The sequence below is a fragment of the Citrobacter sp. wls826 genome, assembly GCF_005281245.1.
Taxonomy (GTDB): domain Bacteria; phylum Pseudomonadota; class Gammaproteobacteria; order Enterobacterales; family Enterobacteriaceae; genus Citrobacter; species Citrobacter braakii.
In genome coordinates this window covers 49,615-73,365 of the sequence record NZ_SZWS01000027.1, presented here as the reverse complement: position 1 = coordinate 73,365, position 23,751 = coordinate 49,615, and the positions used below count along the sequence as shown (strand labels likewise).

Annotated in this window: 19 protein-coding genes; 8 read left to right on the top strand and 11 right to left on the bottom strand. The window is 43.1% G+C overall.

Annotation, left to right across the window (positions count from 1 at the left end; genetic code table 11):
- The first annotated feature begins 136 nt into the window (after positions 1 to 136).
- Genes FDW87_RS06275 through FDW87_RS06250 form a run of 6 tightly spaced genes read left to right on the top strand, consistent with a single transcriptional unit; the run spans position 137 to position 10,167 of the window.
- Positions 137 to 3,865 (top strand): glycosyltransferase, encoded by a 3,729-nt coding sequence (locus FDW87_RS06275; protein ID WP_137379540.1) that lies wholly within the window; start codon positions 137 to 139, stop codon positions 3,863 to 3,865.
- Positions 3,866 to 3,871: 6 nt separating this feature from the next.
- Complete coding sequence (gmd, locus tag FDW87_RS06270; RefSeq protein WP_137379539.1) at positions 3,872 to 4,912, top strand: GDP-mannose 4,6-dehydratase; 1,041 nt, start codon at positions 3,872 to 3,874, stop codon at positions 4,910 to 4,912.
- On the top strand, positions 4,912 to 5,808 hold the full coding sequence (locus tag FDW87_RS06265; RefSeq protein WP_137379538.1) for an NAD-dependent epimerase/dehydratase family protein: 897 nt from the start codon (positions 4,912 to 4,914) through the stop codon (positions 5,806 to 5,808). The genes gmd and FDW87_RS06265 overlap by 1 nt, the downstream gene beginning before the upstream one ends.
- Complete coding sequence (locus FDW87_RS06260; RefSeq protein ID WP_137379537.1) at positions 5,808 to 6,944, top strand: glycosyltransferase family 1 protein; 1,137 nt, start codon at positions 5,808 to 5,810, stop codon at positions 6,942 to 6,944. Before FDW87_RS06265 ends, FDW87_RS06260 begins: the two co-directional genes overlap by 1 nt.
- A gap of 5 nt (positions 6,945 to 6,949) precedes the next feature.
- A complete protein-coding gene (locus FDW87_RS06255; protein ID WP_137379536.1) occupies positions 6,950 to 8,074 on the top strand; it encodes a glycosyltransferase family 4 protein in 1,125 nt (374 codons plus the stop codon).
- Between the two features lie 17 nt (positions 8,075 to 8,091).
- Positions 8,092 to 10,167: a DUF6311 domain-containing protein gene (locus FDW87_RS06250; protein WP_137379535.1), complete on the top strand. Its 2,076-nt coding sequence runs from the start codon at positions 8,092 to 8,094 to the stop codon at positions 10,165 to 10,167.
- A 624-nt stretch (positions 10,168 to 10,791) separates the two neighbouring features.
- Here FDW87_RS06250 and FDW87_RS06245 read toward each other — a convergent pair.
- From FDW87_RS06245 to FDW87_RS06235, 3 genes are read right to left on the bottom strand one after another with little or no spacing between them, the layout of a single operon-like run.
- The gene (locus FDW87_RS06245) at positions 10,792 to 11,754 is read right to left on the bottom strand and encodes an NAD(P)-dependent oxidoreductase (RefSeq protein ID WP_137379534.1); all 963 of its coding nucleotides are present in this window, start codon (positions 11,752 to 11,754) and stop codon (positions 10,792 to 10,794) included.
- The gene (locus tag FDW87_RS06240) at positions 11,754 to 12,128 is read right to left on the bottom strand and encodes an SMR family transporter (protein WP_047415440.1); all 375 of its coding nucleotides are present in this window, start codon (positions 12,126 to 12,128) and stop codon (positions 11,754 to 11,756) included. Before FDW87_RS06240 ends, FDW87_RS06245 begins: the two co-directional genes overlap by 1 nt.
- Before the next feature lie 13 nt (positions 12,129 to 12,141).
- Positions 12,142 to 13,593 (bottom strand): UbiA family prenyltransferase, encoded by a 1,452-nt coding sequence (locus tag FDW87_RS06235; RefSeq protein ID WP_137379533.1) that lies wholly within the window; start codon positions 13,591 to 13,593, stop codon positions 12,142 to 12,144.
- A gap of 245 nt (positions 13,594 to 13,838) precedes the next feature.
- Between FDW87_RS06235 and gndA the strand changes: the two genes are divergently transcribed.
- The gene (gene gndA, locus FDW87_RS06230) at positions 13,839 to 15,245 is read left to right on the top strand and encodes an NADP-dependent phosphogluconate dehydrogenase (protein WP_137379532.1); all 1,407 of its coding nucleotides are present in this window, start codon (positions 13,839 to 13,841) and stop codon (positions 15,243 to 15,245) included.
- Positions 15,246 to 15,480: 235 nt separating this feature from the next.
- Positions 15,481 to 16,647 carry a UDP-glucose 6-dehydrogenase gene (gene ugd / locus FDW87_RS06225; RefSeq protein ID WP_075848369.1) on the top strand — a complete coding sequence of 389 codons (1,167 nt, stop codon included), beginning with the start codon at positions 15,481 to 15,483 and terminating at the stop codon, positions 16,645 to 16,647.
- Positions 16,648 to 16,693: 46 nt separating this feature from the next.
- Here ugd and hisIE read toward each other — a convergent pair whose 3' ends face one another.
- Genes hisIE through hisG form a run of 8 tightly spaced genes read right to left on the bottom strand, consistent with a single transcriptional unit; the run spans position 16,694 to position 23,733 of the window.
- Positions 16,694 to 17,305 (bottom strand): bifunctional phosphoribosyl-AMP cyclohydrolase/phosphoribosyl-ATP diphosphatase HisIE, encoded by a 612-nt coding sequence (gene hisIE, locus FDW87_RS06220; protein WP_137379531.1) that lies wholly within the window; start codon positions 17,303 to 17,305, stop codon positions 16,694 to 16,696.
- Complete coding sequence (gene hisF, locus FDW87_RS06215; RefSeq protein ID WP_137379530.1) at positions 17,299 to 18,075, bottom strand: imidazole glycerol phosphate synthase subunit HisF; 777 nt, start codon at positions 18,073 to 18,075, stop codon at positions 17,299 to 17,301. The genes hisIE and hisF overlap by 7 nt, the downstream gene beginning before the upstream one ends.
- Positions 18,057 to 18,794: a 1-(5-phosphoribosyl)-5-[(5-phosphoribosylamino)methylideneamino]imidazole-4-carboxamide isomerase gene (gene hisA / locus FDW87_RS06210; RefSeq protein ID WP_137379529.1), complete on the bottom strand. Its 738-nt coding sequence runs from the start codon at positions 18,792 to 18,794 to the stop codon at positions 18,057 to 18,059. The genes hisF and hisA overlap by 19 nt, the downstream gene beginning before the upstream one ends.
- The gene (gene hisH, locus FDW87_RS06205; protein WP_003030129.1) at positions 18,794 to 19,384 is read right to left on the bottom strand and encodes an imidazole glycerol phosphate synthase subunit HisH; all 591 of its coding nucleotides are present in this window, start codon (positions 19,382 to 19,384) and stop codon (positions 18,794 to 18,796) included. Before hisH ends, hisA begins: the two co-directional genes overlap by 1 nt.
- Positions 19,384 to 20,451 (bottom strand): bifunctional histidinol-phosphatase/imidazoleglycerol-phosphate dehydratase HisB, encoded by a 1,068-nt coding sequence (hisB, locus tag FDW87_RS06200; RefSeq protein WP_016153556.1) that lies wholly within the window; start codon positions 20,449 to 20,451, stop codon positions 19,384 to 19,386. The genes hisH and hisB overlap by 1 nt, the downstream gene beginning before the upstream one ends.
- Positions 20,448 to 21,527 (bottom strand): histidinol-phosphate transaminase, encoded by a 1,080-nt coding sequence (gene hisC, locus FDW87_RS06195; RefSeq protein WP_016156893.1) that lies wholly within the window; start codon positions 21,525 to 21,527, stop codon positions 20,448 to 20,450. Before hisC ends, hisB begins: the two co-directional genes overlap by 4 nt.
- Positions 21,524 to 22,828, bottom strand: a complete 1,305-nt coding sequence (gene hisD / locus FDW87_RS06190) for a histidinol dehydrogenase (RefSeq protein ID WP_046275333.1) — start codon at positions 22,826 to 22,828, stop codon at positions 21,524 to 21,526. The genes hisC and hisD overlap by 4 nt, the downstream gene beginning before the upstream one ends.
- A gap of 5 nt (positions 22,829 to 22,833) precedes the next feature.
- Positions 22,834 to 23,733 carry an ATP phosphoribosyltransferase gene (gene hisG / locus FDW87_RS06185; protein WP_003834191.1) on the bottom strand — a complete coding sequence of 300 codons (900 nt, stop codon included), beginning with the start codon at positions 23,731 to 23,733 and terminating at the stop codon, positions 22,834 to 22,836.
- Between the last annotated feature and the right edge of the window lie 18 nt (positions 23,734 to 23,751).

Here is a 23,751-nt window from a genome sequence, read left to right as displayed (position 1 = left end):
CTCAGTACCTACCTATAAAGCTCCGGAGCATCAACCTCCAATAACTATTAGCAAAGGTATTGTAATTGAACATAATATCTCTGAACAAACTCAACGGATGTTCGAAATTTTAAATAATAACAAAGAGTAGTGATATATGCGTATTGTTATCGACATGCAAGGATTGCAGGCAAGTAATTCCAAAAGAGGAATTGGCCGATATATTTTAAACTTTATAAAAAATTTTATCAAACAAAACAAAGATAATGATATAATTTTGTTATGCAATGGGATGCTACAGGATTCTATTGGCGTTATTAAAGATGAATTCTTTGAGCATGTTGATAGCACATCATTCCGGGTGTGGCATGCCATGCCTGGTGTTTCATATATTAATATAGAAAATAAATCTAAAATTGAAGTCGCGGAAAGAATTCGAGAAGATTATATAGCCAGGCTAGAGCCTGACTTGGTAATTCTAACTTCATTATTTGAAGGATTGGTCGATGATGCTGTAACGAGTATTAATACCTATGAAAAACCCGTGAAAACTGCTGTAATACTATATGATCTGATCCCATTAATTCATAGTGAGATCTATTTAGAAAATCCAGTTGTTAAAGACTGGTATCTTAAGAAAATATCAAATCTGAAAAGAGCAGATTTCCTATTATCTATTTCACATTCTTCTGGCAAAGAAGCAGTAGATTACCTACATTTTAGTGCTGATAAAGTCTTTAATATTTCTACAGCCGCCTCTTCATTCTTTGAAAAGCGTGTTTATTTAGAGAGCGAGATACAAGACTGGAAAACAAAGTTTAGTATAACCAGGAAGTATATATTATACACTGGTGGTATTGATTTCAGGAAAAACATTGAAAGATTAATTGAGGCCTATGCATTATTAAGCCTTTCACAACGTAAAGACTATCAATTAGCAATTGTTTGTTCAATTACAGAGCAAGACCTTACAAGATTAAAAAATCTTTGTAAAAAACTCGGATTAAATAATGATGAAGTTATCTTCACAGGTTATATTAGTGAGGAAGATTTACTGGCTTTTTATAATTTATGTGAGTTTTTTGTTTTCCCATCATGGCATGAAGGATTTGGATTGCCTATTCTGGAAGCTATGCACTGTGGAAAGGCTGTAATCGGTGGGAAATACTCTAGCATTCCAGAAGTAATAAATAATGAACAAGCATTGTTTGATCCTTATGATATTACAAGCATCTGTTCTAGTTTGTCTAAGCTAATTAATGATCATGCTTTTCGATCAGAACTTGAAAAACACTCCAGTAAACAATGTGAGTACTTTTCATGGGAACAGACTTCTAATCTGGCATGGACTGCAATTAATAATAATATCAACTCGACCAAGTTGAATGCAGCTGCTTTTGTTCCAGGTAATGAGAAGTTAAAAAAAATTGCATATTTTTCACCTCTTCCTCCGATGAAAAGTGGCATCGCGCATTATAGCGCAGAGCTGTTAAGAGAACTTAGTACTTTTTATCATATTGATTTAATTATGATATCAGGTGAGGAAACTCATGATCCTTTTCTTCATTCAGTTTGCGGTATCAAGAGTATCGAGTGGTTTAAAGAGAATGCTGAAACGTATGATCGGATAGTATACCATTTTGGCAACTCAAGTTTTCACTGGCATATGTTTGACCTTTTGAAAAACTATCCTGGGGTTGTAGTGTTACATGACTACTTCTTATCCGGCATCGTTGCCCATATGGATTTGCATCTACACCATACAGTCAATGGGTGGGAGAAGGAATTATTCAAATCAGGCGGTTGGCCTGCTGTTTCTATGCGTTATAACGCTGCTGATACCGCTGATGTCGTTTATAAATATCCGTGCAATATATCCGTCCTTCAAAACAGTTTAGGTATAATAACCCACTCTGAATACTCCAGACAATTAGCCATCAATGAGTATGGCGCTGGTGCGCTACCGAAATGGGAAACAATACCTCTGTTACGCATTCCGGCCAATAATTTTAACAAAGCAGACTCGCGTAAAAAATTAGGCATTGACTCTGATACTTTGGTTGTCTGTAGTTTTGGTCTAATGGGACCAACAAAATTAAATAAAGAACTAATTAAGGCCTGGATTGATTCCCCTCTATCAAAAGACAATAAATGTCATTTGGTCTTTGCAGGTGAAAAACCAGGGGATCTATATGGTTCAATTATTGATAAGCTGATTAATAAATGCAAATGCAACATCAGAGTAACCGGCTGGTTAAGCAATGAAGAGTACAACCACTGGTTGTCTGCTGCAGATATTGGGGTTCAATTAAGATCAAATTCTCGTGGCGAATCCTCTGCTGCAGTACTGGATTGTATGAATTATGGACTTGCAACGATTGTAAACGCGAATGGCTCAATGGCTGAATTAAATCACGATTGCGTAGAAATGTTGCCGGATAACTTTGGTAAAGAGATGCTCGTTCAGGCTTTGAGCAAATTATATAACGATCCAGCTTATCGTTCTAAAATATCTAAATCTGCATCAGTTGAATTACGTAAACATTATCATCCAAGGAGTTGTGCTGAAAGATATGTATCTGTCATTGAAGGTTTCTATAGCAAACCTTCTCCACAACCACATGATTTAATACGTACCATTACTAATTTTTTAGGAAGTGATGATAATGATTATATTAGGGTGTGTAAGAGTTTAGCAAAAAATTTTGAACCAATACCTAGGAAGAGAAAATTATTTATAGATATCTCAGAACTGATTCAAAGAGATGCAAAAAGCGGTATTCAGAGAGTCGTAAGAGAGGTCATAAATAATTTACTGATTAAATCACCCAAAGATTATAATGTCGAATTAGTTTATGCTACTAATGACTCAGATGGGTTTTTTAATGCCAGAAAATATGGCTGCAAAATTTTAAATATACCAGACCACTGGGCTGAAGATAATCCTATAGATTATTATCCTGGAGATGTTTTTTTAGGGTTGGATTTGCAGCCAGAAATAGTGAGGTCGCAATATAAGAAACTAAAGGAAATGCAAAATGATGGCGTGCATATCAGCTATGTAGTTTATGATCTGTTACCGGTTAATCAGCCGCAACATTTCTTCCCTGGTGCTAAAGAAACATATAATGAATGGTTTTCAAAAATCACATCATTTAATAGTGTAGTTTGCATTTCAAATACAGTCGCAAATGAACTTAGAGCGTGGGTTGCAGAAAATGCGCCTAATAACTCAAAACGTCTTTCTATTGATTATTTTCACTTAGGGGCTAATCCAGCTGTCAGAACATCCGCTAACAAAGATAGTGATGATCTTGATAATTTAATTAGCAGTCTTAAAAATAAAAATACATTCCTTGTCGTTAGTACTATAGAACCTCGCAAACAACATGCAGAGATTCTGAAAGCATTTGAGCAATTATGGCTCGAAAATTTAGATGTCAATTTGGTATTTGTGGGCAAAGAAGGCTGGATGGTTGAAGAACTTGTGAGCAAGATTAAAAATCATCCACAGCTTGATAAACATTTTTTCTGGTTCTCAGGTATTGATGATAATCTATTGGCTGAAATTTATGAGATATCCACTTGCTTAATTTGTGCTAGCACTGGTGAAGGGTTTGGGCTGCCAATTATCGAGGCGGCGCAACATAATTTACCCGTTTTAGCCAGGGATATTCCCGTATTCCGAGAGGTCGGTGGCGATGCAGTTCATTATTTTGCCGGAGAATCTCTTGAGATCGCTGCTGCTATTAAAGAATGGATTTCACTGAAAGAAAATCATAAAATACCAAAGATTGAAAATCTCAATTGGCTAACATGGTCGCAAAGTACTGAGCAATTGATTAATGCTGTACTCAGAAATGTTCAACAGATAAATGGTGAGTAAGAAAAAATGGCTAAAAAAACTGCAATTATTACTGGCATTACTGGTCAAGATGGGGCCTACCTTGCCGAGTTGCTACTTGAGAAGGGTTACGTTGTATACGGAACTTATCGCCGTACAAGTTCCGTTAATTTCTGGCGTCTTGAAGAATTAGGCATTAAAGATAATGCTAACCTTCACTTAGTTGAATACGATCTCACTGACTTGTCTGCAAGTATCCGTTTGATGCAAACTACAGGTGCTACAGAAGTTTATAACCTCGCCGCACAAAGTTTTGTTGGCGTATCATTCGATCAGCCGGTGACCACTGCTGAAATTACAGGTATTGGTCCGGTCAACTTGCTCGAAGCTATCCGTATTGTAAACCCTGCAATTCGCTATTATCAGGCTTCAACGTCCGAAATGTTTGGTCTGGTGCAGGCGGTGCCGCAGAAAGAAGATACCCCATTCTATCCGCGTAGTCCGTACGGTGTAGCAAAATTGTATGCTCACTGGATGACCGTGAACTACCGTGAAAGCTATAATATTTTTGCATCTAGCGGAATCCTGTTTAACCACGAATCGCCATTACGTGGTCAGGAATTTGTAACACGTAAAATCACCGACTCTGTTGCTAAAATCAAACTTGGCAAACTTGATGTCCTTGAACTTGGTAACATGGATGCCAAGCGCGATTGGGGCTATGCGAAAGAATATGTGGAAGGGATGTGGCGTATCCTGCAGGCAGAAAAACCGGATACCTTCGTGCTCGCAACTAATCGTACAGAGACCGTGCGTGACTTTGTCAGTATGGCTTTCAAAGCTGCAGGATTTACACTGCGCTTTGAGGGTAAAGACGAGCAAGAAGTGGGTATTGATGTTGCGACAGGGAAAACATTGGTTCGTGTAAATCCTAAGTTCTTCCGTCCTGCGGAAGTAGATTTGCTGATTGGTAACCCAGCTCGTGCAAAAGAAATTCTGGGTTGGGAACCAAAAACCTCTTTAGAGCAGTTATGCCAAATGATGGTTGAAGCTGATTTACGTCGTAACCAGCAAGGGTTTTCTTTCTGATGTCCAGCGCCGGCAAACATGCTCTGGTAACAGGGATTAATGGTTTTACCGGCCGCTATGTGGCAGCGGAATTATCCGCTGCCGGATATCGGGTATTTGGTATTGGTGCAATGCCTTATGATGGACCTGATTATTATCAGGTTGATCTAATGGACACTGCGAAGCTGCGGGATATTGTTGAACTCATAAAACCAAATGTTGTTATTCATCTGGCCGCTATCGCGTATGTCGGGCATGGTGATGCCGATGCTTTCTACAATGTTAATTTACTTGGTACGCGTAATTTATTACAGGCCTTGAGTGCTTCTAATAGGCCCTTGGATGGTGTACTTCTCGCCAGTAGTGCAAACATTTATGGAAATGGTACTGCAGGGCAACTAAATGAGTATGCGGCCCCAAATCCTGCGAACGATTATGCTGTCAGCAAGTTGGCAATGGAGTATATGTCTCGCCTGTGGATGGACAGGCTACCCGTATTCATTACCCGGCCATTTAACTATACTGGCGTCGGCCAGGCAGAAAATTTCCTCTTGCCAAAGATTGTTAAACACTTTAAATCAAAATCGCCGACGATCGAGTTAGGAAATATAGATGTCTGGCGCGATTTTACGGATGTTCGTGCTCTAAGTAATGCGTATGTTAAATTATTACATGCCAAACCAGTTGGTGAGGTTATCAACATCTGCTCTGGCCGTACATACTCATTGAGAAAAGTTATTGAGTTATGTGAGAAAATAACGGGTCATCACCTAACCATTCAGGTAAATCCTGATTTTGTCCGGGCAAATGAAGTTAAAACACTCAGTGGGGATCCGTCAAAACTGCAGTCGTTTATTCCGGACTGGAATGTTCCACCACTCGAAGATACATTACGCTGGATGTTGGAAAGCGAGTAATGAAAGTTATATTTGGAACTGATGCAATTAAATACCCACTAACGGGTATTGGACGGTATGCCTTTGAGTTGATTAAATGTTTATCTGATGATCCAGAAATATCTGAATTACTTTTTTTAAATGGGCATCGTCTCACGCAGCAAATGCCTGTGGCTAAAGAAAATGGCTCTTCAACAGAAGGACTGAAGAGCCTTGTAAAAAAGAATCGACTGGCTTCTGAAATATACAGAATCACAGCACCATGGTTGAAAACACATGTTTTAAAAAATCATAAAGATGCGATTTATCATGGGCCCAATTTCTATCTACCCCCAAAAGTGGATCGTTGTGTTGTAACATTCCATGATCTTTCTGTATTTACGTTACCGCAATGCCATCCCCCTGAAAGGACCCGGTATATGCGCAAGGAACTGTTGCAAACTGTAAAACGTGCATCAGTTTTTATTACAGATTCTGATTTTACTCGTTTGGAATTGATTAATTATTTTAATATTCCTGAAAATAGAGTGTGTACTGCAAAGTTAGCATGTAGTAGTGAATTTAGACCTCGTTCTGAGGATGATATAATATCCATTCTCAGAAAATACAAACTTGTCTTCAAAAAATATTCCCTTTTTACTGGTTCGATTGAACCGAGAAAGAATATTGCGACATTGCTAGATGCCTATGAGCGTTTGCCACTGTTACTGAGAAAGCAAATCCCCCTTGTTATTAGTGGGTTCAAAGGGTGGAACAGCGGCATTTTACATCGCCGCTTTGAGAAAGGTGAACGAGAAGGGTGGTTGCACTACCTTGGCTTTACACCTTCAAGAGATTTACCAGCACTGTATGCCGGCGCAGTTAGCTTTTTATTTCCATCAATTTATGAAGGGTTTGGACTACCAGTCCTGGAAGCGATGGCTTCTGGTACTCCTGTTGTTTGTTCAAATAACTCTTCACTTCCTGAAGTTGCGGGTTGCAGCGCGTTAATGTGTGATGCCATGGATGTTGAGACGCTTACATCTTTAATTATGAAGAGTCTTACTGATACTGAATGGCAGGAGAAAGCCACAGAAAGCGGTTTATTACATGCCAGTGAGTTTTCATGGAAACGATGTGCAGTTGAAACGATTGCTGCATATAAAAAGGTGAAGTAACACTAATGTTGAAAGTATTGCATTTTTATAAGACATACTATCCAGACACTTTTGGTGGCATAGAGCAAGTCATCTACCAGTTAAGTGAGTCTGCGGTTAAATATAATGTTGAATCAACAGTACTTTCTTTAAGCAAACGTGGGGATATTGATAATCAGTTAATTGGTGTGCAGCGTGTCTTTTATGCAAAAACTAATTTTGAGGTAGCCTCAACACCATTCTCTCTATCTTGCATTAAGAAATTTAAAGAATTAGCAAAGCAAGCGGATATTATTCATTATCATTATCCATTTCCTTTTATGGACATGATTCATTTTTTGTGCCGAATAAACAAACCAACAGTTGTGAGCTATCATTCTGATATTGTTAAACAGAAGTTCATCTCTCGGCTTTATTCACCTTTAATGAATCGCTTTCTGAACTCTGTTGATTCAATAGTTGCAGCATCTCCCAATTATGCAAAAACCAGTAATGTATTGCAAAAATTTGAATCTAAAGTAAAGATAATCCCTTATGGATTAAATGAGAAATCTTATCCAAATGTCAGTGATGACAAACTAAATTATTGGCGTGAAAAAGTTGGGGATAAATTTTTCTTATTTATTGGCGCATTTCGCTATTATAAAGGATTACATACATTATTAGAAGCTGTGCATTCTACAACCTTACCAGTTGTTATTGTTGGTGGAGGTGGTATTGAACAAGAGTTAAGGTTAAAAGCTAAAGAGCTTAATTTATCAAATGTTCATTTCGTTGGCGCATTAAATGATGAAGATAAGACTGCATTGCTACAGCTTTGCTATTCGGTTGTTTTTCCATCTCATTTACGTTCAGAGGCGTTTGGTATCACTTTGCTTGAAGGGGCTATGTTTGGAAAGCCTTTAATTTCTTGTGAGATAGGTACAGGTACATCATATATTAATATTGATAAATATACTGGCATAGTTGTCCCTCCTGCAAATACGTTAAAATTACGCGAAGCAATGAATGAATTATGGGACAGTCCGAAGTTGGCAAGGCTTTATGGTAATAACGCTTATGAGCGATTCAATAAAACATTTACATCAGTTGAAATGAGTAAGCAATACTTTTTATTATATAAAGGTCTGTTATCACAAAATATTTTGTAAATTGAAACACATATTGGATGAATGATTTGATGAGAACATGTAAAAACATTAGTTTAAATAATTGTTCGGAATACCTAATTCCTTTGTTGATCGGATTTGTTTTTTTTGGTTATGTTTTTAATTATGATATATTAGATCCTGAAAATATAAGTTGGTTGACTGATGATCGTTTTCAATCATATATAGGTTGGGAGTTTTATAGGCATACACCATGGAGTTTTCCTATTATTGGAAAAACTGATTATGGGATAGAATTATCGTCATCAGTAGTATTTACAGATTCTAATCCATGGCTGTCTATTTTTTTCAAGATTATTTCACCATGGTTGCCAGATACATTTCAATTTAGTGGTGTTTGGTTATTGTTATGTGTGATACTACAGTCGATCGTATTATGGAAAATAATTAGTTTATATACATCTGAATTAAGTATAAAAATACTAGCAACGATGTTGATGTTATTCAATCCTGCTTGGATGGCTAGATATGGACATTTGACATTGATGGCTTTCTTTATCTTCAGTTCAGCTATTTATCTTTCATTAAGGTTTATAAAAAAAGATGAAATGAATAACAATAAGTGGCTTCTGTTATTATGCCTTGGTATAGGCATTCATTTCTATATATTTTTTATTATATTCATGAATTGGTTTTTTGTGCTTATATTTGCACTTTATTGCAAAAAAAACACAAAGAGAGAATTTATTAAATATTTTATCCTTAATGTTATTGTATCATCATGTATGTTTTACATTTTAGGATATTTGACTGTTGGTTCAGGAAGCACGGTTGATGGTTATGGATATTTCAAAGCTAATTTGTTATATCCAATAATCGCAGGAGACTATTCAAAATTCATAGGGTTAAGTTTTTTTCACGCGGGTGAATATGAAGGTTTTAATTATCTGGGGTTGGGTTTCATTATCTTAATTTTTCTAAATATAATTTTAGGTAAGATAAACCCACAACAAAAAACAAAAAAGTACCTTCCATTAATTATCTTTTCTACTGTTTGTTTTCTCTTAGCTATATCCAATATCGTAGCTATTGGCGATAAAGAATTCATAATACCAATCCCTGATTTTATCCTCAGAATCTGTGGTAATTTCCGTGCGTCAGGTCGTTTTATTTGGCCTGTCACGATAATTTTATATATTTATCTTATTGTTCTTTCCACTAAGCTTAATGGGAAGTGGCCTAAGATAATTTTGACAGTATCTCTTTTTATTCAGATTTATGACACATCGGCGGGATGGCAAAAAAGTCATGAGATTATGGCTAAAAAAAGTTTCGCACATTCGGAATTTGCAGAGTATAAACCTCTCTGGGAAAATAAAATTTCACAATATAAGACAGTGCGTTGGTTCCCTACTGAAAACTCTGGTTCTAAATGGGCAATAATTTCTTACTACACTAATTTGTACAAACAAAAAACTGATGGAGTTTATTTTGCTCGAGTCGATAACGATAAATTATTCTCATTAAAAGAAAGAGTTTTATCTGAGCTCATTTCTGGTAGGTATGATTATGATACTGTTTATTTAATGGATAAGGATTATTCAGAATATTTTTTATTGAGAGATGGTGACTCTGTATTTAAGTTTAAAGATATTTATGTATTGATGCCCCATCCGAAAAAATGCGTATCTTGTTATAGTAAAGTTAATGAGGTGAATAAAGATGAAAATATTGACTTTTCTTTAAATGGGATAGGGAATATCTTGCTCGGAAAAGGTTGGTATTCTCCAGAATCTTGGGGAGTCTGGAGTCAGGGCGCTTATTCTGAATTGATATTACCAGATACATCAAAGACGTTACGAATAGCTTATGAAGCCTTTTTAGCGAAGGATCAGCATGAGAATGTTAACGTCGATTTCTATTGTGGACAACAATTCTTAATAAGAACTAATATTGGATTTAATTCTAATAGAAATATTGAGTTATCATTGGAACAATGTAATAAAGATAATAGTGGGACATTTAAAATTAATATGATAGTAGATAGCCCTGTTCACCCAAAAGATGTGCTTGAGCATAATAATGATTCAAGATTGATTGGTATTGGTTTAAGAAATATAACTATCTCATATTGAAAATTAACATTTAAATTTTACTTTCTCAAATATTTAACTTGGTTTTGCCATTTGTTAAAATATTGATCCTACTCCTTTTTTTAAGGTGTGTAGGTCCGGTATTCTATTTAATTCGATTTTAGAGAAGGATAGTTTAAAGACTTATATATAAAGTATGCAATGATTTCCCGTGCTTCTATCAGGGATCGAAACTGATAGAAAATCGGGATTTCTCTCTAATGTATCCTGTTTTTCTGTTTTATAAAAGTATTCTGTGTTGACTTGCCCGGTTTGATAAATCCCAGAATTACGCCATTCTCTTCAGCCCATAATGCCAATATGCGAGACTAGTTAAGGGAGGTTGCGTAATGACAACCGCTGCATTTCCTTGCGGTGAAAATTCTATTTCAGAAGGAAGTAAATACTTTTAACGCGTTTTTGGTTCCGGCTGTTGCCTTTTCTACACAAGTAACAGAAACAGGTTCTTAGAGCCATACCGCAAGCAGTACTTTGGTATCTCATCTTATGATTATTTATTAAGAGGATGTATCAGTTATGGATATGAAATTTGTGTAATGGGTTATTTATGACGCAGATTGAATGTGTGAATAGATCCTTATTGATCTATCCACATTAATTTTGTTTCTATTTGGCGATATATGAATCGTATGCTTCGCACATTGCTACTATATCTGACTTTGTCGTTGACCAACCGAGAGTTTCATATGTCAGCGACGTATCAAGTAGAACATCTTTATCAGCTATCCCAAATTGTTCAGGATAAAGTAATGTAAGTCCTACTTTGTCCATTGTCGCAAGCACTGGTTTCAATAATCCAGCAGGGACTGGTAACAATATAGACTTAGATTTTGCATGTTTAATTACACCGCCAAGTAACTCTTTTGTAGTTGGTGGTGTTGAAGAACCTAAATTTAAGTTGATATTTGGGCAGTTTTTGGCAACAGCAAGTTCTGCGGCTAAAGCACAATCCTCGACACTTACCATTTGGTAACGATTATTTCCACTGCCAATCATTGGAACGGGTAAGCCATGTTGGATAAGTTTAAATAATTTACCAAGTATACCTAAACGTCCAGGTCCAGTTATTAATCGAGGCCGAAATATAGTCGCATCAATTGAATTTTCACCACGAATGATTCTCTCAGCTAATATTTTGCTGTTACCATAGGGTCCAAGAGGATTTTGTGGATGACTGGGTGGTACAGGACATACAGTAGGGATACCGTAAGTCATATCGGTCGAAAAGAATACCAGCTTATGGCAGCCAGTATTTTTCATTTCATCCACAACTACTTTTGTCCCGCATACGTTCACTTCATTAAACCATTCTTCACGTGATGTTTTGGGTACCGCATCAGCAAACTGTCTGGCTGCAAGATGATAAACAACATCATCCTCTCTCAAGCAAAGTTTTTTTAACGTATCGCTGTTTGTTACATCGCCATGTACAAAATGTACGTTTTGACGTAGGGCTATATTTGGTTGCTCACGGATATCGATATTGATAACTTCCTGACCCTTGTCAAGCAACCGTTGAGTTAAAACACTTCCTGTAAATCCGCTGCCACCAGTAATTATATGACGCATTATGCACTCCTGGAGATAAATACAATTCCGATACAGATAAGAGATAAGCCAATGAGTCTCATTGTGTTTATGTCTTCTTTCAGGAAGAAATAACCAATTGCTGCAGTAATGACATAGCCAACAGAAAGAAGTGGATATGCCAGGCTTACCTCTACTTTACCAAGTACTGCCATCCATAAGCCGATACTCAGCACATAGCAGGCCATACCAGCAATAAACCATGGATTCATGATTAGTTGAATTGCAAATCCAAAATATCCAGCTATAGCATCTGGAAGCGGTGCTATTGTGAGCATTGTTTTCCGCAGGGCTACCTGCGCAAGGGCATTTAGGGATACACTTGTTAATGCCAGTAATAAAATTAGTAAACTCATGATTCGTTGCGCCTTAGTAATAGCTTGCAATTATAAAACTTAAAATAGCGGTAGACCCTAACAAAATGCTTGTCTTGTCCTTTATAGCAAAAATTACCGGATCATCTGATAGTACCTTTCTGTGACTAAGGAACCATATTCTCATAACCCAAAGGAATACACATATTGGTTCGATCAGCAGCCATTCAGGAGCACTGTAATTTATCTGCACCATTGCTTCCTGAGTCAGGAAAAGCAGCATGATTAAAATTGAACAGATCGCGCTACTTACACCAAAGGCTAAAGTTAATGGCCAGTCTTGATGAGTGTAACCGCGACCACCAATTTTATTAGTCATTGTTTGATCAGATTTGAGAATTTCAACATGCCGTTTTGCCAGAGCTAATGAGAAAAATAGCAAGGCTGAGAATGAATTCAACCATGGAGATAGGGGAAGATCATTCAATACCGAACCCATGATTATTCTTAATGTAAAAAGAGCGCCGATGATTGAAACATCTAACATTGGAACTCTTTTTAGTTTGAAAGAGTAGCAAAGCGTTAACAATACATAAATTAAAATACAGTAGGTTAAACCTATTGATAAATTTATTGATATTATTCCGCCGATTAAAAATAGTATCAACGCACCTAGAATTCCTTGGAGTGTGGAAATATTTCCAGAGGCAAGTGGTCTGTTTCTTTTTGTTTTATGTCGACGATCGGCTTCAAGGTCTGCAAGATCGTTAATAATATAGGTTGCGGAGGCAATTAAGCCGAATGCAATAAATGCCAATATAGTTTTTGCAATAACGTTCGCATCATTTGTGATATGTGCCAGAAATATTGGGATAAAAATCAGTATGTTTTTTGCCCACTGATGTAATCTAAGTTGTTTCATCCATTGCTTGAAAATACTCACCTTTGCATCTTCAAAAGCAAGGCATGGGATTTCATTTTTTATATCTTTCTTAAATTTATTCCCATTTCCTACAAGAATAACACCTTTAGATTCGTTCCAGATTGTAATATCAGCTTTATGATCACCTGCATAAATAAAACCCTGAGGGAATCTATCTTTTAGCCATGCTAACTTATTGACACCTTTTAAATTCAATTGATTATCTGAGCCTTTTACACCATCAAAGATACCCAAATATTCATTGATAGAGTCTGCAATTTTTTGGTTAGAGGCTGTTACAAGATGGATTTCTCTTCCTTTGCGTTTTTCTGATTTTAAATAATCTATTAGATTATGTCTGTAACAGAATGAGTCTGCATTTTGCGTCACAGTTTCTGTAACGAAGCATTTAAAAGATGTTTTTCCATCAAATAAGGCTTTAGTTAAGCCAATTATTTTAATTGGTTTTTTGAATAATATTGACACAATGCCTTCATGCAGTGTGTCAGTTTTAGACAGAGTGCCGTCTAAATCAACAACAAGAGGCACATTTATGTCGATAGCATCAAATGGCTTGGTGGACATTTACATTCCTTGGCTAAGCAGAATCTACACCGATTTTCAATCGAGAAGAAGCGAAAACATTATTAACTGACTATTTTATACAAACTTAGTTATATTTTAAAGAAAAAGATAGTCTCTAAGCCAGAGTTTAACCAACAGTGCTTGTTGAGATCCGGTTATGGCTTCGATGCAGGGTTTTGCGATAGTATGTTGGAAATTATGCGAGTAATGCATCTGCTCGTTAGATCACCTGACAGGAGTACATAATGTCTAAGCAACAAATCGGCGTCGTTGGTATGGCTGTGATGGGGCGCAATCTGGCGCTCAACATCGAAAGCCGTGGTTATACCGTGTCCGTTTTCAACCGCTCGCGTGAAAAAACGGAAGAGGTTATCGCCGAGAATCCGGGGAAAAAACTGGTTCCTTACTATACGGTAAAAGAGTTTGTTGAATCCCTTGAAACGCCTCGTCGTATCCTGTTAATGGTGAAAGCAGGCGCTGGCACTGATGCTGCTATCGACTCCCTGAAGCCATATCTGGATAAAGGTGACATCATTATTGATGGCGGTAATACGTTCTTCCAGGACACTATCCGTCGTAACCGTGAGCTCTCAGCTGAAGGATTTAACTTCATCGGTACCGGCGTCTCCGGTGGCGAAGAAGGTGCGCTGAAGGGACCATCTATTATGCCTGGTGGCCAGAAAGAAGCTTACGAGCTGGTTGCCCCAATCCTGACCAAAATCGCCGCTGTTGCAGAAGATGGTGAACCGTGTGTGACGTATATCGGTGCCGACGGTGCTGGTCACTATGTGAAGATGGTACACAACGGTATTGAGTACGGTGATATGCAACTGATTGCTGAAGCCTACTCATTGTTGAAAGGTGGTTTGAGCCTAAGCAACGAAGAACTGGCTAGCACCTTCACCGAGTGGAATAACGGCGAACTGAGTAGCTACCTGATCGATATCACCAAAGATATCTTCACTAAAAAAGATGAAGATGGTAAATTTTTGGTGGATTTTATCCTGGATGAAGCGGCGAACAAAGGTACGGGTAAATGGACCAGCCAGAGCTCCCTGGATCTCGGTGAACCACTGTCTCTGATTACTGAGTCTGTGTTTGCACGTTACATCTCTTCACTGAAAGATCAGCGTGTTGCTGCCTCTAAAGTCCTGTCCGGTCCTAAAACTCAGCTTGCGGGTGATAAGGCAGAATTTATTGAGAAAGTACGTCGTGCGCTGTACCTCGGTAAGATCGTGTCTTATGCTCAGGGCTTCTCACAGCTGCGTGCCGCATCTGACGAGCATAATTGGGATCTGAACTACGGCGAGATTGCAAAAATCTTCCGTGCGGGCTGCATCATCCGCGCGCAGTTCCTGCAGAAAATCACCGATGCCTATGCTAAAAACCCTGGTATCGCAAACCTGCTGCTCGACCCGTACTTCAAGAACATTGCCGATGAATACCAACAGGCGCTACGTGATGTTGTTGCGTATGCTGTGCAGAATGGTATCCCGGTACCGACATTCTCTGCTGCTGTCGCTTATTACGACAGCTATCGTGCAGAGGTGCTCCCTGCAAACCTGATTCAGGCCCAGCGTGACTACTTCGGTGCGCATACTTATAAACGTACTGATAAAGAAGGTGTTTTCCATACTGAATGGATGGAATAAGTCTTCTGGCGTTCACTGGCCCGGTTTTTTGACCGGGTTTTTTTTTATCCCAAATCTTATTGATTTAAGTTGATTGCTTAATCTTTACTTAATATTTCTAGCGTACTCTGATAAAGAAAATCTGAATTGTTTTAACCTTCGTTGACACAATATTCAACAAAACGTTAAAACATTATTCTCTTATCAGGATGTACAACATCATGATTAAATATTAAGATAATACTGAGAGCATGAAATGAAAATCAGCATTTCTGGTACCGGATATGTTGGCCTGTCAAATGGTCTTCTTATCGCCCAACATCATCAGGTCATTGCTCTGGACATAGTTCCTTCCCGTGTCGAGATGCTAAATAATCGGATATCTCCGATAGTTGATCATGAAATAGAACAGTATCTGCAATCAAAAGATATAACATTCAAAGCTACACTGGATAAGAACGAAGCTTATCAGAGCGCAGAATTTGTCATTATTGCTACCCCAACAGATTACGATCCCAAAACTAATTATTTCGATACTAGCAGCGTCGAGTCAGTTATACAGGATGTTATTAAAATAAATCCAGATGCGGTAATGGTGATAAAATCGACGGTTCCTGTTGGTTTTACTCAATCGATGCGTCAAAAGTATAGCTCAGACAATATCATCTTTTCCCCAGAATTCCTGCGAGAGGGTAAAGCGCTATATGACAATTTGTACCCTTCACGCATAGTAATTGGTGAACGATCTTCCCGTGCTGAAACGTTTGCTGCACTGCTACAGGAAGGGGCTCTGAAGAAAGATATTCCGACCCTATTTACAGATTCAACTGAAGCCGAAGCAATCAAGCTCTTTGCAAATACCTATCTGGCGATGCGTGTTGCCTATTTTAACGAACTTGATAGCTATGCAGAAACTCTGGGGCTTAATGCTCGACAGATCATCGAAGGGGTTTGTCTGGACCCGCGTATTGGTAACCATTACAACAATCCCTCATTCGGTTACGGTGGATACTGTCTGCCAAAAGACACTAAGCAATTACTCGCCAACTATAAATCTGTACCCAATAATATTATTTCAGCAATCGTTGATGCTAACCGGACGCGAAAAGACTTTATTGCTGATGCAATTATTTCACGAAAGCCAAAGGTTGTCGGTATTTACCGATTGATTATGAAAAGTGGCTCAGATAATTTCCGGGCATCGTCTATCCAGGGTATTATGAAGCGTATTAAAGCGAAAGGTATCCCGGTCATAATCTATGAGCCTGTATTGCCAGATGATAGTTTTTTCAATTCGCGGGTTGAGCGTGATCTGACTAAATTTAAAACCGAGTCCGATGTTATAATCTCTAACCGGATGGCCGAAGAACTGTTGGATGTAGCCGATAAAGTCTATACCAGAGATTTATTCGGAAATGATTAAACACTCAGTTAAATAAAGATACCGGCATCGTGCCGGTATCTGTCTATTACTGATGTCTTTTGCGTAAATTCTCAATCACCGTCGTCAGATCCAGGTCCTGATCCTGCAGCAGAACCAGCAGGTGATACATCAGATCAGAGGCTTCATTGGTCAGTTCGAAACGATCGTTCACGGTTGCGGCCAGCGCGGTCTCTACGCCTTCTTCGCCTACCTTCTGGGCAATACGTTTAGTGCCGCTGGCATACAGCTTCGCAGTGTAGGAGCTTGCCGGGTCAGCGGTTTTACGTTCGGCCAGTAGTTGCTCCAGTTGATACAGGAACAGCCACTGGTGGCTGGCATCGCCAAAGCAGCTTGAGGTGCCTTTATGGCAGGTCGGGCCAATCGGGTTAACCAGCACCAGCAGGGTGTCGTTGTCGCAGTCGGGCGCGATGCTCACCACGTTCAGGAAGTGACCGGAGGTTTCACCCTTGGGCCACAGGCGCTGTTTGGTCCGCGAGAAAAAGGTCACTTTGCCGCTTTCAAGCGTTTTATCCAGTGCTTCCGGGTTCATATAACCCAGCATTAGTACCTCACCGGAAACCGCATGCTGCACGATGACTGGCATCAGTCCATCGGTTTTTTCCCAGTCCAGCTCGCGGCATTGTTGCTTCGTTAACATATCCTGATCTCCACGCCCTGTGTTGCCAGGTACGCTTTTAATTCGCCAATATTAATAATTTGCTTGTGAAAGACGGAGGCGGCAAGCGCGCCGTCAACGTCGGCGTCCCGGAAGGCTTCAAGGAAGTGTTCCATGGTGCCCGCGCCGCCGGAGGCAATCAGCGGTACGTGGCAAACGTCGCGCACTTTTTTCAGCTGTTCCAGGTCATAACCGTTACGCACGCCGTCCTGGTTCATCATGTTCAGGACGATTTCGCCTGCGCCGCGTTTTTGTACTTCCTGCACCCAGTCCAGCGTTTCCCACTGTGTGACGCGGGTACGGCTTTCATCCCCGGTATATTGATTAACATGATATTTTCCGGTTTCGGCGTCATACCACGTATCAATGCCTACCACGATACACTGCACGCCAAAGCGGTCAGCCAGACGAGTGATAAGCTCCGGTTCAGCCAGCGCCGGGGAGTTGATAGAGATTTTATCCGCCCCGAAGGAGAGGATGCGCGCCGCATCGACGATGGATTTAATGCCACCGGCAACGCAGAACGGAATATCGATCACTTCCGCCACGCGAGATACCCAGCTTTTATCCACTACGCGGCCATCGCTGGAGGCGGTGATATCGTAGAACACCAGTTCATCTGCGCCTTCATCGGCATAGCGTTTTGCCAGCGGGACAATGTCGCCAATAATCTCGTGATTGCGAAACTGGACGCCTTTTACCACCTGCCCATCACGAACGTCCAGACAAGGAATTATGCGTTTTGCCAGCATTGAATGGCCTCCTCAACGGTGAACTTACCTTCCAGCAGGGCGCGTCCGACGATCACGCCGCGTACGCCGGTTCCACGCAGGGCTGCTACGTCCTCGATCCCTCCAATGCCGCCAGATGACTGGAATGCTACCTGCTGATATTTGGCGCACACTTCTTCATAAAGCGCGACGTTTGAGCCAGCCAGCGTGCCGTCGCGGGAGATATCGGTGCACAGCACGTGCTTCAGGCCGACGGGTAAATAGGTCTCAACCAGTTCTTCCAGAGAAACCCCGGAATCTTCCTGCCAGCCGCTAACCGCTACCTGTTTATTACCGCGCTTGTCAATACGAACGTCCAGCGCCAGTACCAGCGCGTCGGCGCCAAAACGGGCAAACCAGCTCTTGACTACCTCGGGGGATTTTACTGCCGTCGAACCTACCACCACGCGCGCCACCCCTGCGTCAAGCAGCGCCGCAACGTCCGATTCAGTGCGCACGCCACCGCCAACCTGTACCGGAACATTGACACCAGCGACCAGCGTTTTAATCAGTGGGATCTGCCGCTGCGCCGGGTCTTTCGCGCCAGTTAAATCAACCAGGTGCAGTACTTCGGCACCCTGAGCTGCATAATCCTGTAAACGGGGGAGAGGATCGTTGCCATAATCACGTTGCGTTGCGTAATCGCCCTGATGAAGACGCACCACCGTGCCGTCGATTAAATCTAATGCCGGAATAATCATTACATCTCCAGAAAGTTTTTCAGCAACTGCGCCCCAGCCGCGCCCGAGCGTTCAGGGTGAAACTGCACGCCAAAGAAATTGTCCTTTTGTACTGCCGCGGTAAATGGTTCGCCGTAATGGCACTGGGCGATGGTCCACGGGTTCACCGGCATAGCATAGCTGTGTACAAAGTAGAAATATGCGCCATCTTCAATGCCCTGGAACAGACGATTTCCCGCCTGCGGATAGACGCGATTCCAGCCCATATGCGGCAGCGGCAGACCGAAATCGGTCATCTTCGGAACGTCCTGCTCAATAATGCCCAGCAGAGAGACACCGTTACTCTCTTCGCTGCGGCGGCCAAGTAGTTGCATGCCTAAGCAGATCCCCAGTACCGGTTGCGTACAGGCTTTAATCAGTTCAATCAGTTCACGCTCGTGCAACTGGTCCATAGCCGCCTGAGCGGTACCGACGCCCGGTAGAAACAGTTTATCGGCACGCAGCACTACGTCCGGGTCACGGCTGACAACCGGGTCGTATCCATGGCGTGCGACGGCGGATTTCACCGAGTGCAGGTTGGCGCAGCCGGTATCAAGGATCACCACGTTCATTACAGCACTCCTTTCGAGGAGGGCAGCGTATCGCCTTCTACGCGAATAGCCTGACGCAGCGTACGGCCAAAGGCTTTAAACAGGCTCTCCACACGGTGGTGGTCATTTTTCCCTTTGGTTTTCAGGTGCAAGGTGACACCCATGGTGTAAGAGAGTGAACGGAAGAAGTGTTCAATCATCTCTGTGCTCAGATCGCCAACGCGCTGGTAGGTAAATTCCGCGCGGTATTCCAGGTGCGGACGCCCCGAGATATCCAGCGCGCAACGTGCCAGGCACTCGTCCATCGGCAGCACAAAACCAAAACGGTTGATACCGCGTTTATCGCCTAATGCCAGCTTTAAGGCTTCACCCAGCGCCAGACCGGTATCTTCAACGGTGTGGTGATCGTCAATATACAGATCGCCTTTGACGGCAATCTCCATGCGAAAACCGCCGTGGGTGGCGATTTGATCCAGCATGTGGTCAAAGAAGCCAACGCCGGTATTGATTTTGCTACGGCCTTCGCGGTCCAGCCAGACTTTGACGTCAATCTGCGTCTCTTTGGTATTACGCTCAACGTGCGCGTAGCGGTCTCGTTTGGTCAACTGCTCGCCGATCATCGCCCAGTTCAGGGTGTCACGGTGGTAGCGTAATCCGCTAATGCCCATGTTTTCTGCGAGCTGAATATCGGTCGCCCGGTCACCAATGACGTAGCTGTTTGCCACATCCATGGCCTGTTCAACCAGATACTGCTCAACCAGTTTCACTTTTGGCTTACGGCAATCACACGCGTCCGCTGGCAGGTGCGGGCAGATCAGCACCTCATCAAATGCTACGCCCTGAGAGGTGAAAATTTGCATCATCAGGTTATGCGGACCGTCAAAATCGGCCTGCGGGAAGCTCTGCGTACCGAGTCCATCCTGGTTAGTAATCATCACCAGCTTAAAGCCGGCTTTTTGCAGCTTCAGCAAAACGGGAACGACGTCCGGCTCGAAGGCGAGTTTGTCAAAGCGATCGACCTGAAAGTCACTTGGCGGTTCGGAAATCAGGGTTCCATCACGGTCAATAAAAAGATACTTCTGGCTCATACTTGCTCCGCACGTAAGGCGTCAATGACGCGCTGGCTCTCTTCGCGGGTTCCGACAGTAATTCGCAGGCAGCCGCTTAATGAAGGTTGTTTATTCTGATCTCGTAAGATAATGCCCTGATCCCACAAAGATTTAAATACGCTGCTTGATGCGGTGAAGCGCGCCAGAACATAGTTGGTTTCAGAGTCGAAAACCTGCTCTACACAGCGAATGGTTTTCAGGTTCTCCACCAGATACTGACGCTCTTGCAGGATCTGCTCTACGCGTTGGCGCATGGCGGAAATCCCTTGTGGCGTCAGCGCCTGGGCGGCAATATCCGCTACCGGGGTAGAAAGCGGGTAGGGGGCAATCACCTTTAACAGCAGATTGATAACCTCTTCATTCGCCAGTGTAAATCCGCAGCGTAAACCGGCGAGAGCAAACGCTTTAGACAGCGTACGTAATACTGCCAGATGCGGATACTCAGACAGCCAGCCTGCCAGCGTAGCCTGCGGACAAAACTCAATATAGGCCTCATCAGCGACCACGATGGCTTTACCCTGCGTCATTTCGAGCAGTGAACGTAGGTCCTGCGGATTTATCAGCTGGCCGGTTGGGTTATTGGGGCTGCATACGTAGACCACTTTCACGCCATCAAGCTTGTCCGCGATGCCTTGTAAATCCAGCTGCCAGTTATCCAGGGTCGGGACGGTGCGGCATTCAACGCCAATCGTTTCGGCGCTGACGCTGTACATGCCGTAAGTCGGCGGACAGTAGAGAATTGCATCTTTACCGGGTTCGCAAAAAGCGCGCACCAGCAGTTCGATCCCTTCATCTGCACCGCGGCTGACCAGCACCTGCTCTGGTTTGACGCCAGCATACTGCGCGTAATTCTCAATTACGGCTTTCGGCTGACACTCCGGATAGCGGTTCAGCGTCTGCTGGCGTAGCTGGAACTCAACGGCGGTTGGGTACTCATTCGCGTTGAGCCACACGTCACCGTTACCGCCAAGACGACGGGCAGACTGATAGGGCGTTAACTCGCGAACATTCTTACGGGCTAAATCAGTGACGCTGAGAAAGTTGTCAGTGCTCATGCTTGCTCCTTCAGGGCGTTAACGCGCAGGGTGACGGCATTTTTGTGGGCAGTCAGTCGTTCAGCCGCGGCCAGTGTTTCAATGGTGGAGGCCAGGGCAGAGAAACCTTGGGGAGTTAATTCCTGTACCGTCATCCGTTTCTGGAAATCAGCCAGCCCAAGGCTTGAGCAGGTTGCGGTATAGCCGTAGGTCGGAAGAACGTGGTTGGTGCCGGAAGCATAGTCGCCAGCCGACTCAGGAGACCAGTCACCCAGGAATACCGAACCAGCGCTGGTGATATCGTCAACCAGTTCACGCGCGTTACGGGTCTGAATAATCAGGTGCTCTGGGCCGTAGGCGTTAGAGATGGCCACGCATTGCTCAAGATCTCTGGCGACGATCAGTCGACTGGCGGCGAGCGCCTGACGAGCGGTGTCGGCGCGGGAAAGCTCGGCAAGCTGGCGTTCAACGGCTTTGGCCACGCCTTCGGCAAGCGTAGCGTCTGGCGTCAGCAGGATAACCTGCGAGTCGGGGCCGTGTTCGGCCTGAGAAAGCAGATCGGAAGCAACAAAGTCAGGCGTCGCGCCGCTGTCGGCGATAACCAGCACTTCAGACGGGCCCGCAGGCATGTCGATAGCCGCGCCGTCAAGACGTTGGCTGACCTGACGTTTGGCTTCGGTCACATACGCATTGCCTGGCCCGAAGATTTTATCGACCTTAGGAATAGATTCGGTACCCAGCGCCAGCGCGGCAATGGCCTGCGCGCCGCCCACGTTGAACACCTCTTTTACACCACACAGTTGCGCGGCGTAGAGGATTTCATCGGCAATCGGCGGCGGTGAGCAGAGCACCACTTTTTTGCAGCCAGCGATACGCGCCGGGGTCGCCAGCATTAATACGGTCGAGAAGAGCGGTGCCGATCCCCCTGGAATATACAGGCCTACGGAGGCGATAGGGCGAGTAATCTGCTGGCAGCGCACGCCAGGCTGAGTTTCAATATCCACCGGCGGCAGAATTTGCGCGGTGTGGAACGCATCAATATTACGCACCGCCGCCTGCATGGCTTGTTTCAACTCGTCGCTCAGGCGGCTACTGGCTTGCTGAATTTCTTCTTCGGTGACGCGCAGCGCGCCGACCTCGGTTTTGTCAAACTTCGCACTGTATTCACGCAGCGCCCGGTCGCCGTTATTTTTGACGTTCTCAAGAATCTCGGCCACCGTGCGGCTGATGCTTTCAGAGGCGGATATCGCCGGGCGCATCAGCAGTTCGCGCTGCTGCTCGGGGCTACAGCTATTCCAGTCGATCAGGGTATTGAAGCTCATGGCTATCACTCCATCATCTTCTCAATCGGCAGCACCAGAATGGAGCTGGCGCCGAGCGCTTTCAGTTTTTCCATCGTTTCCCAGAACAGGGTTTCGCTGCTGACCATGTGCATGGCTACGCGCTGTTGGTCACCTGCCAGTGGCAGAATGGTAGGGCGCTCAGCGCCTGGCAGTAGGGCGATGACTTCGTCCAGACGTTCGCTCGGCGCGTGCATCATGATGTATTTTGATTCACGTGCCTGAATAACCCCCTGAATACGGGTCAGCAGTTTGTCGATCAGTTGTTGCTTGGCTTCGGCCATTTCGCCGTCGCGCTGAATCAGGCAGGCTTTAGAGCGGTAAATCACTTCTACTTCACGCAGACCGTTGGCTTCAAGCGTGGCTCCGGTTGACACCAGATCGCAAATCGCATCAGCCAGACCTGCGCGGGGAGCGACTTCTACAGAGCCGTTTAACAGACAGGATTTAAACGACACCCCTTTTTGATCAAGATAACGTTTAAGCAGGTGTGGGTAAGAGGTAGCGATACGCTTACCGTTCAGCGCTGCCGGGCCATCCCAGGCTTCATCAACCGGGGTAGCCAGCGAAAGACGGCAGCCGCCGAAGTCCAGACGACGCAGGGTAAAATAGCGCGGATCTTCACCCTGGGCCCGGCGGTTGAGCAGTTCCTCTTCGAGAACGTTTTCCCCGATGATGCCGAGATCTACGACGCCGTCCATCACCAGACCCGGAATATCGTCATCACGCACGCGCAGAATATCGATCGGCATATTCTCAGCCATCGCGATCAGGCGCTGGGTGTGAAGATTAATTTTAATGCCGCAACGGGCCAGCAATTCGCGTGAATCATCGCTTAAACGACCTGATTTCTGCATAGCTATGCGTAAACGGGTGTTATCTAACATTCTTTATTCCTCGTTATC

Coding starts and splice junctions, on each gene's coding strand:
- FDW87_RS06255 (WP_137379536.1), top strand. CDS start 6,950: ATGTTGAAAGTATTGCATTTTTATAAGACATACTATCCAGACACTTTT.
- hisIE (WP_137379531.1), bottom strand. CDS start 17,305: ATGTTAACGAAGCAACAATGCCGCGAGCTGGACTGGGAAAAAACCGAT.
- FDW87_RS06275 (WP_137379540.1), top strand. CDS start 137: ATGCGTATTGTTATCGACATGCAAGGATTGCAGGCAAGTAATTCCAAA.
- FDW87_RS06250 (WP_137379535.1), top strand. CDS start 8,092: ATGAATGATTTGATGAGAACATGTAAAAACATTAGTTTAAATAATTGT.
- FDW87_RS06240 (WP_047415440.1), bottom strand. CDS start 12,128: ATGAGTTTACTAATTTTATTACTGGCATTAACAAGTGTATCCCTAAAT.
- hisF (WP_137379530.1), bottom strand. CDS start 18,075: ATGCTGGCAAAACGCATAATTCCTTGTCTGGACGTTCGTGATGGGCAG.
- FDW87_RS06265 (WP_137379538.1), top strand. CDS start 4,912: ATGTCCAGCGCCGGCAAACATGCTCTGGTAACAGGGATTAATGGTTTT.
- FDW87_RS06235 (WP_137379533.1), bottom strand. CDS start 13,593: ATGTCCACCAAGCCATTTGATGCTATCGACATAAATGTGCCTCTTGTT.
- hisH (WP_003030129.1), bottom strand. CDS start 19,384: ATGAACGTGGTGATCCTTGATACCGGCTGCGCCAACCTGCACTCGGTG.
- hisC (WP_016156893.1), bottom strand. CDS start 21,527: ATGAGCACTGACAACTTTCTCAGCGTCACTGATTTAGCCCGTAAGAAT.
- hisD (WP_046275333.1), bottom strand. CDS start 22,828: ATGAGCTTCAATACCCTGATCGACTGGAATAGCTGTAGCCCCGAGCAG.
- hisB (WP_016153556.1), bottom strand. CDS start 20,451: ATGAGCCAGAAGTATCTTTTTATTGACCGTGATGGAACCCTGATTTCC.
- FDW87_RS06245 (WP_137379534.1), bottom strand. CDS start 11,754: ATGCGTCATATAATTACTGGTGGCAGCGGATTTACAGGAAGTGTTTTA.
- ugd (WP_075848369.1), top strand. CDS start 15,481: ATGAAAATCAGCATTTCTGGTACCGGATATGTTGGCCTGTCAAATGGT.
- FDW87_RS06260 (WP_137379537.1), top strand. CDS start 5,808: ATGAAAGTTATATTTGGAACTGATGCAATTAAATACCCACTAACGGGT.
- gmd (WP_137379539.1), top strand. CDS start 3,872: ATGGCTAAAAAAACTGCAATTATTACTGGCATTACTGGTCAAGATGGG.
- gndA (WP_137379532.1), top strand. CDS start 13,839: ATGTCTAAGCAACAAATCGGCGTCGTTGGTATGGCTGTGATGGGGCGC.
- hisG (WP_003834191.1), bottom strand. CDS start 23,733: ATGTTAGATAACACCCGTTTACGCATAGCTATGCAGAAATCAGGTCGT.
- hisA (WP_137379529.1), bottom strand. CDS start 18,794: ATGATTATTCCGGCATTAGATTTAATCGACGGCACGGTGGTGCGTCTT.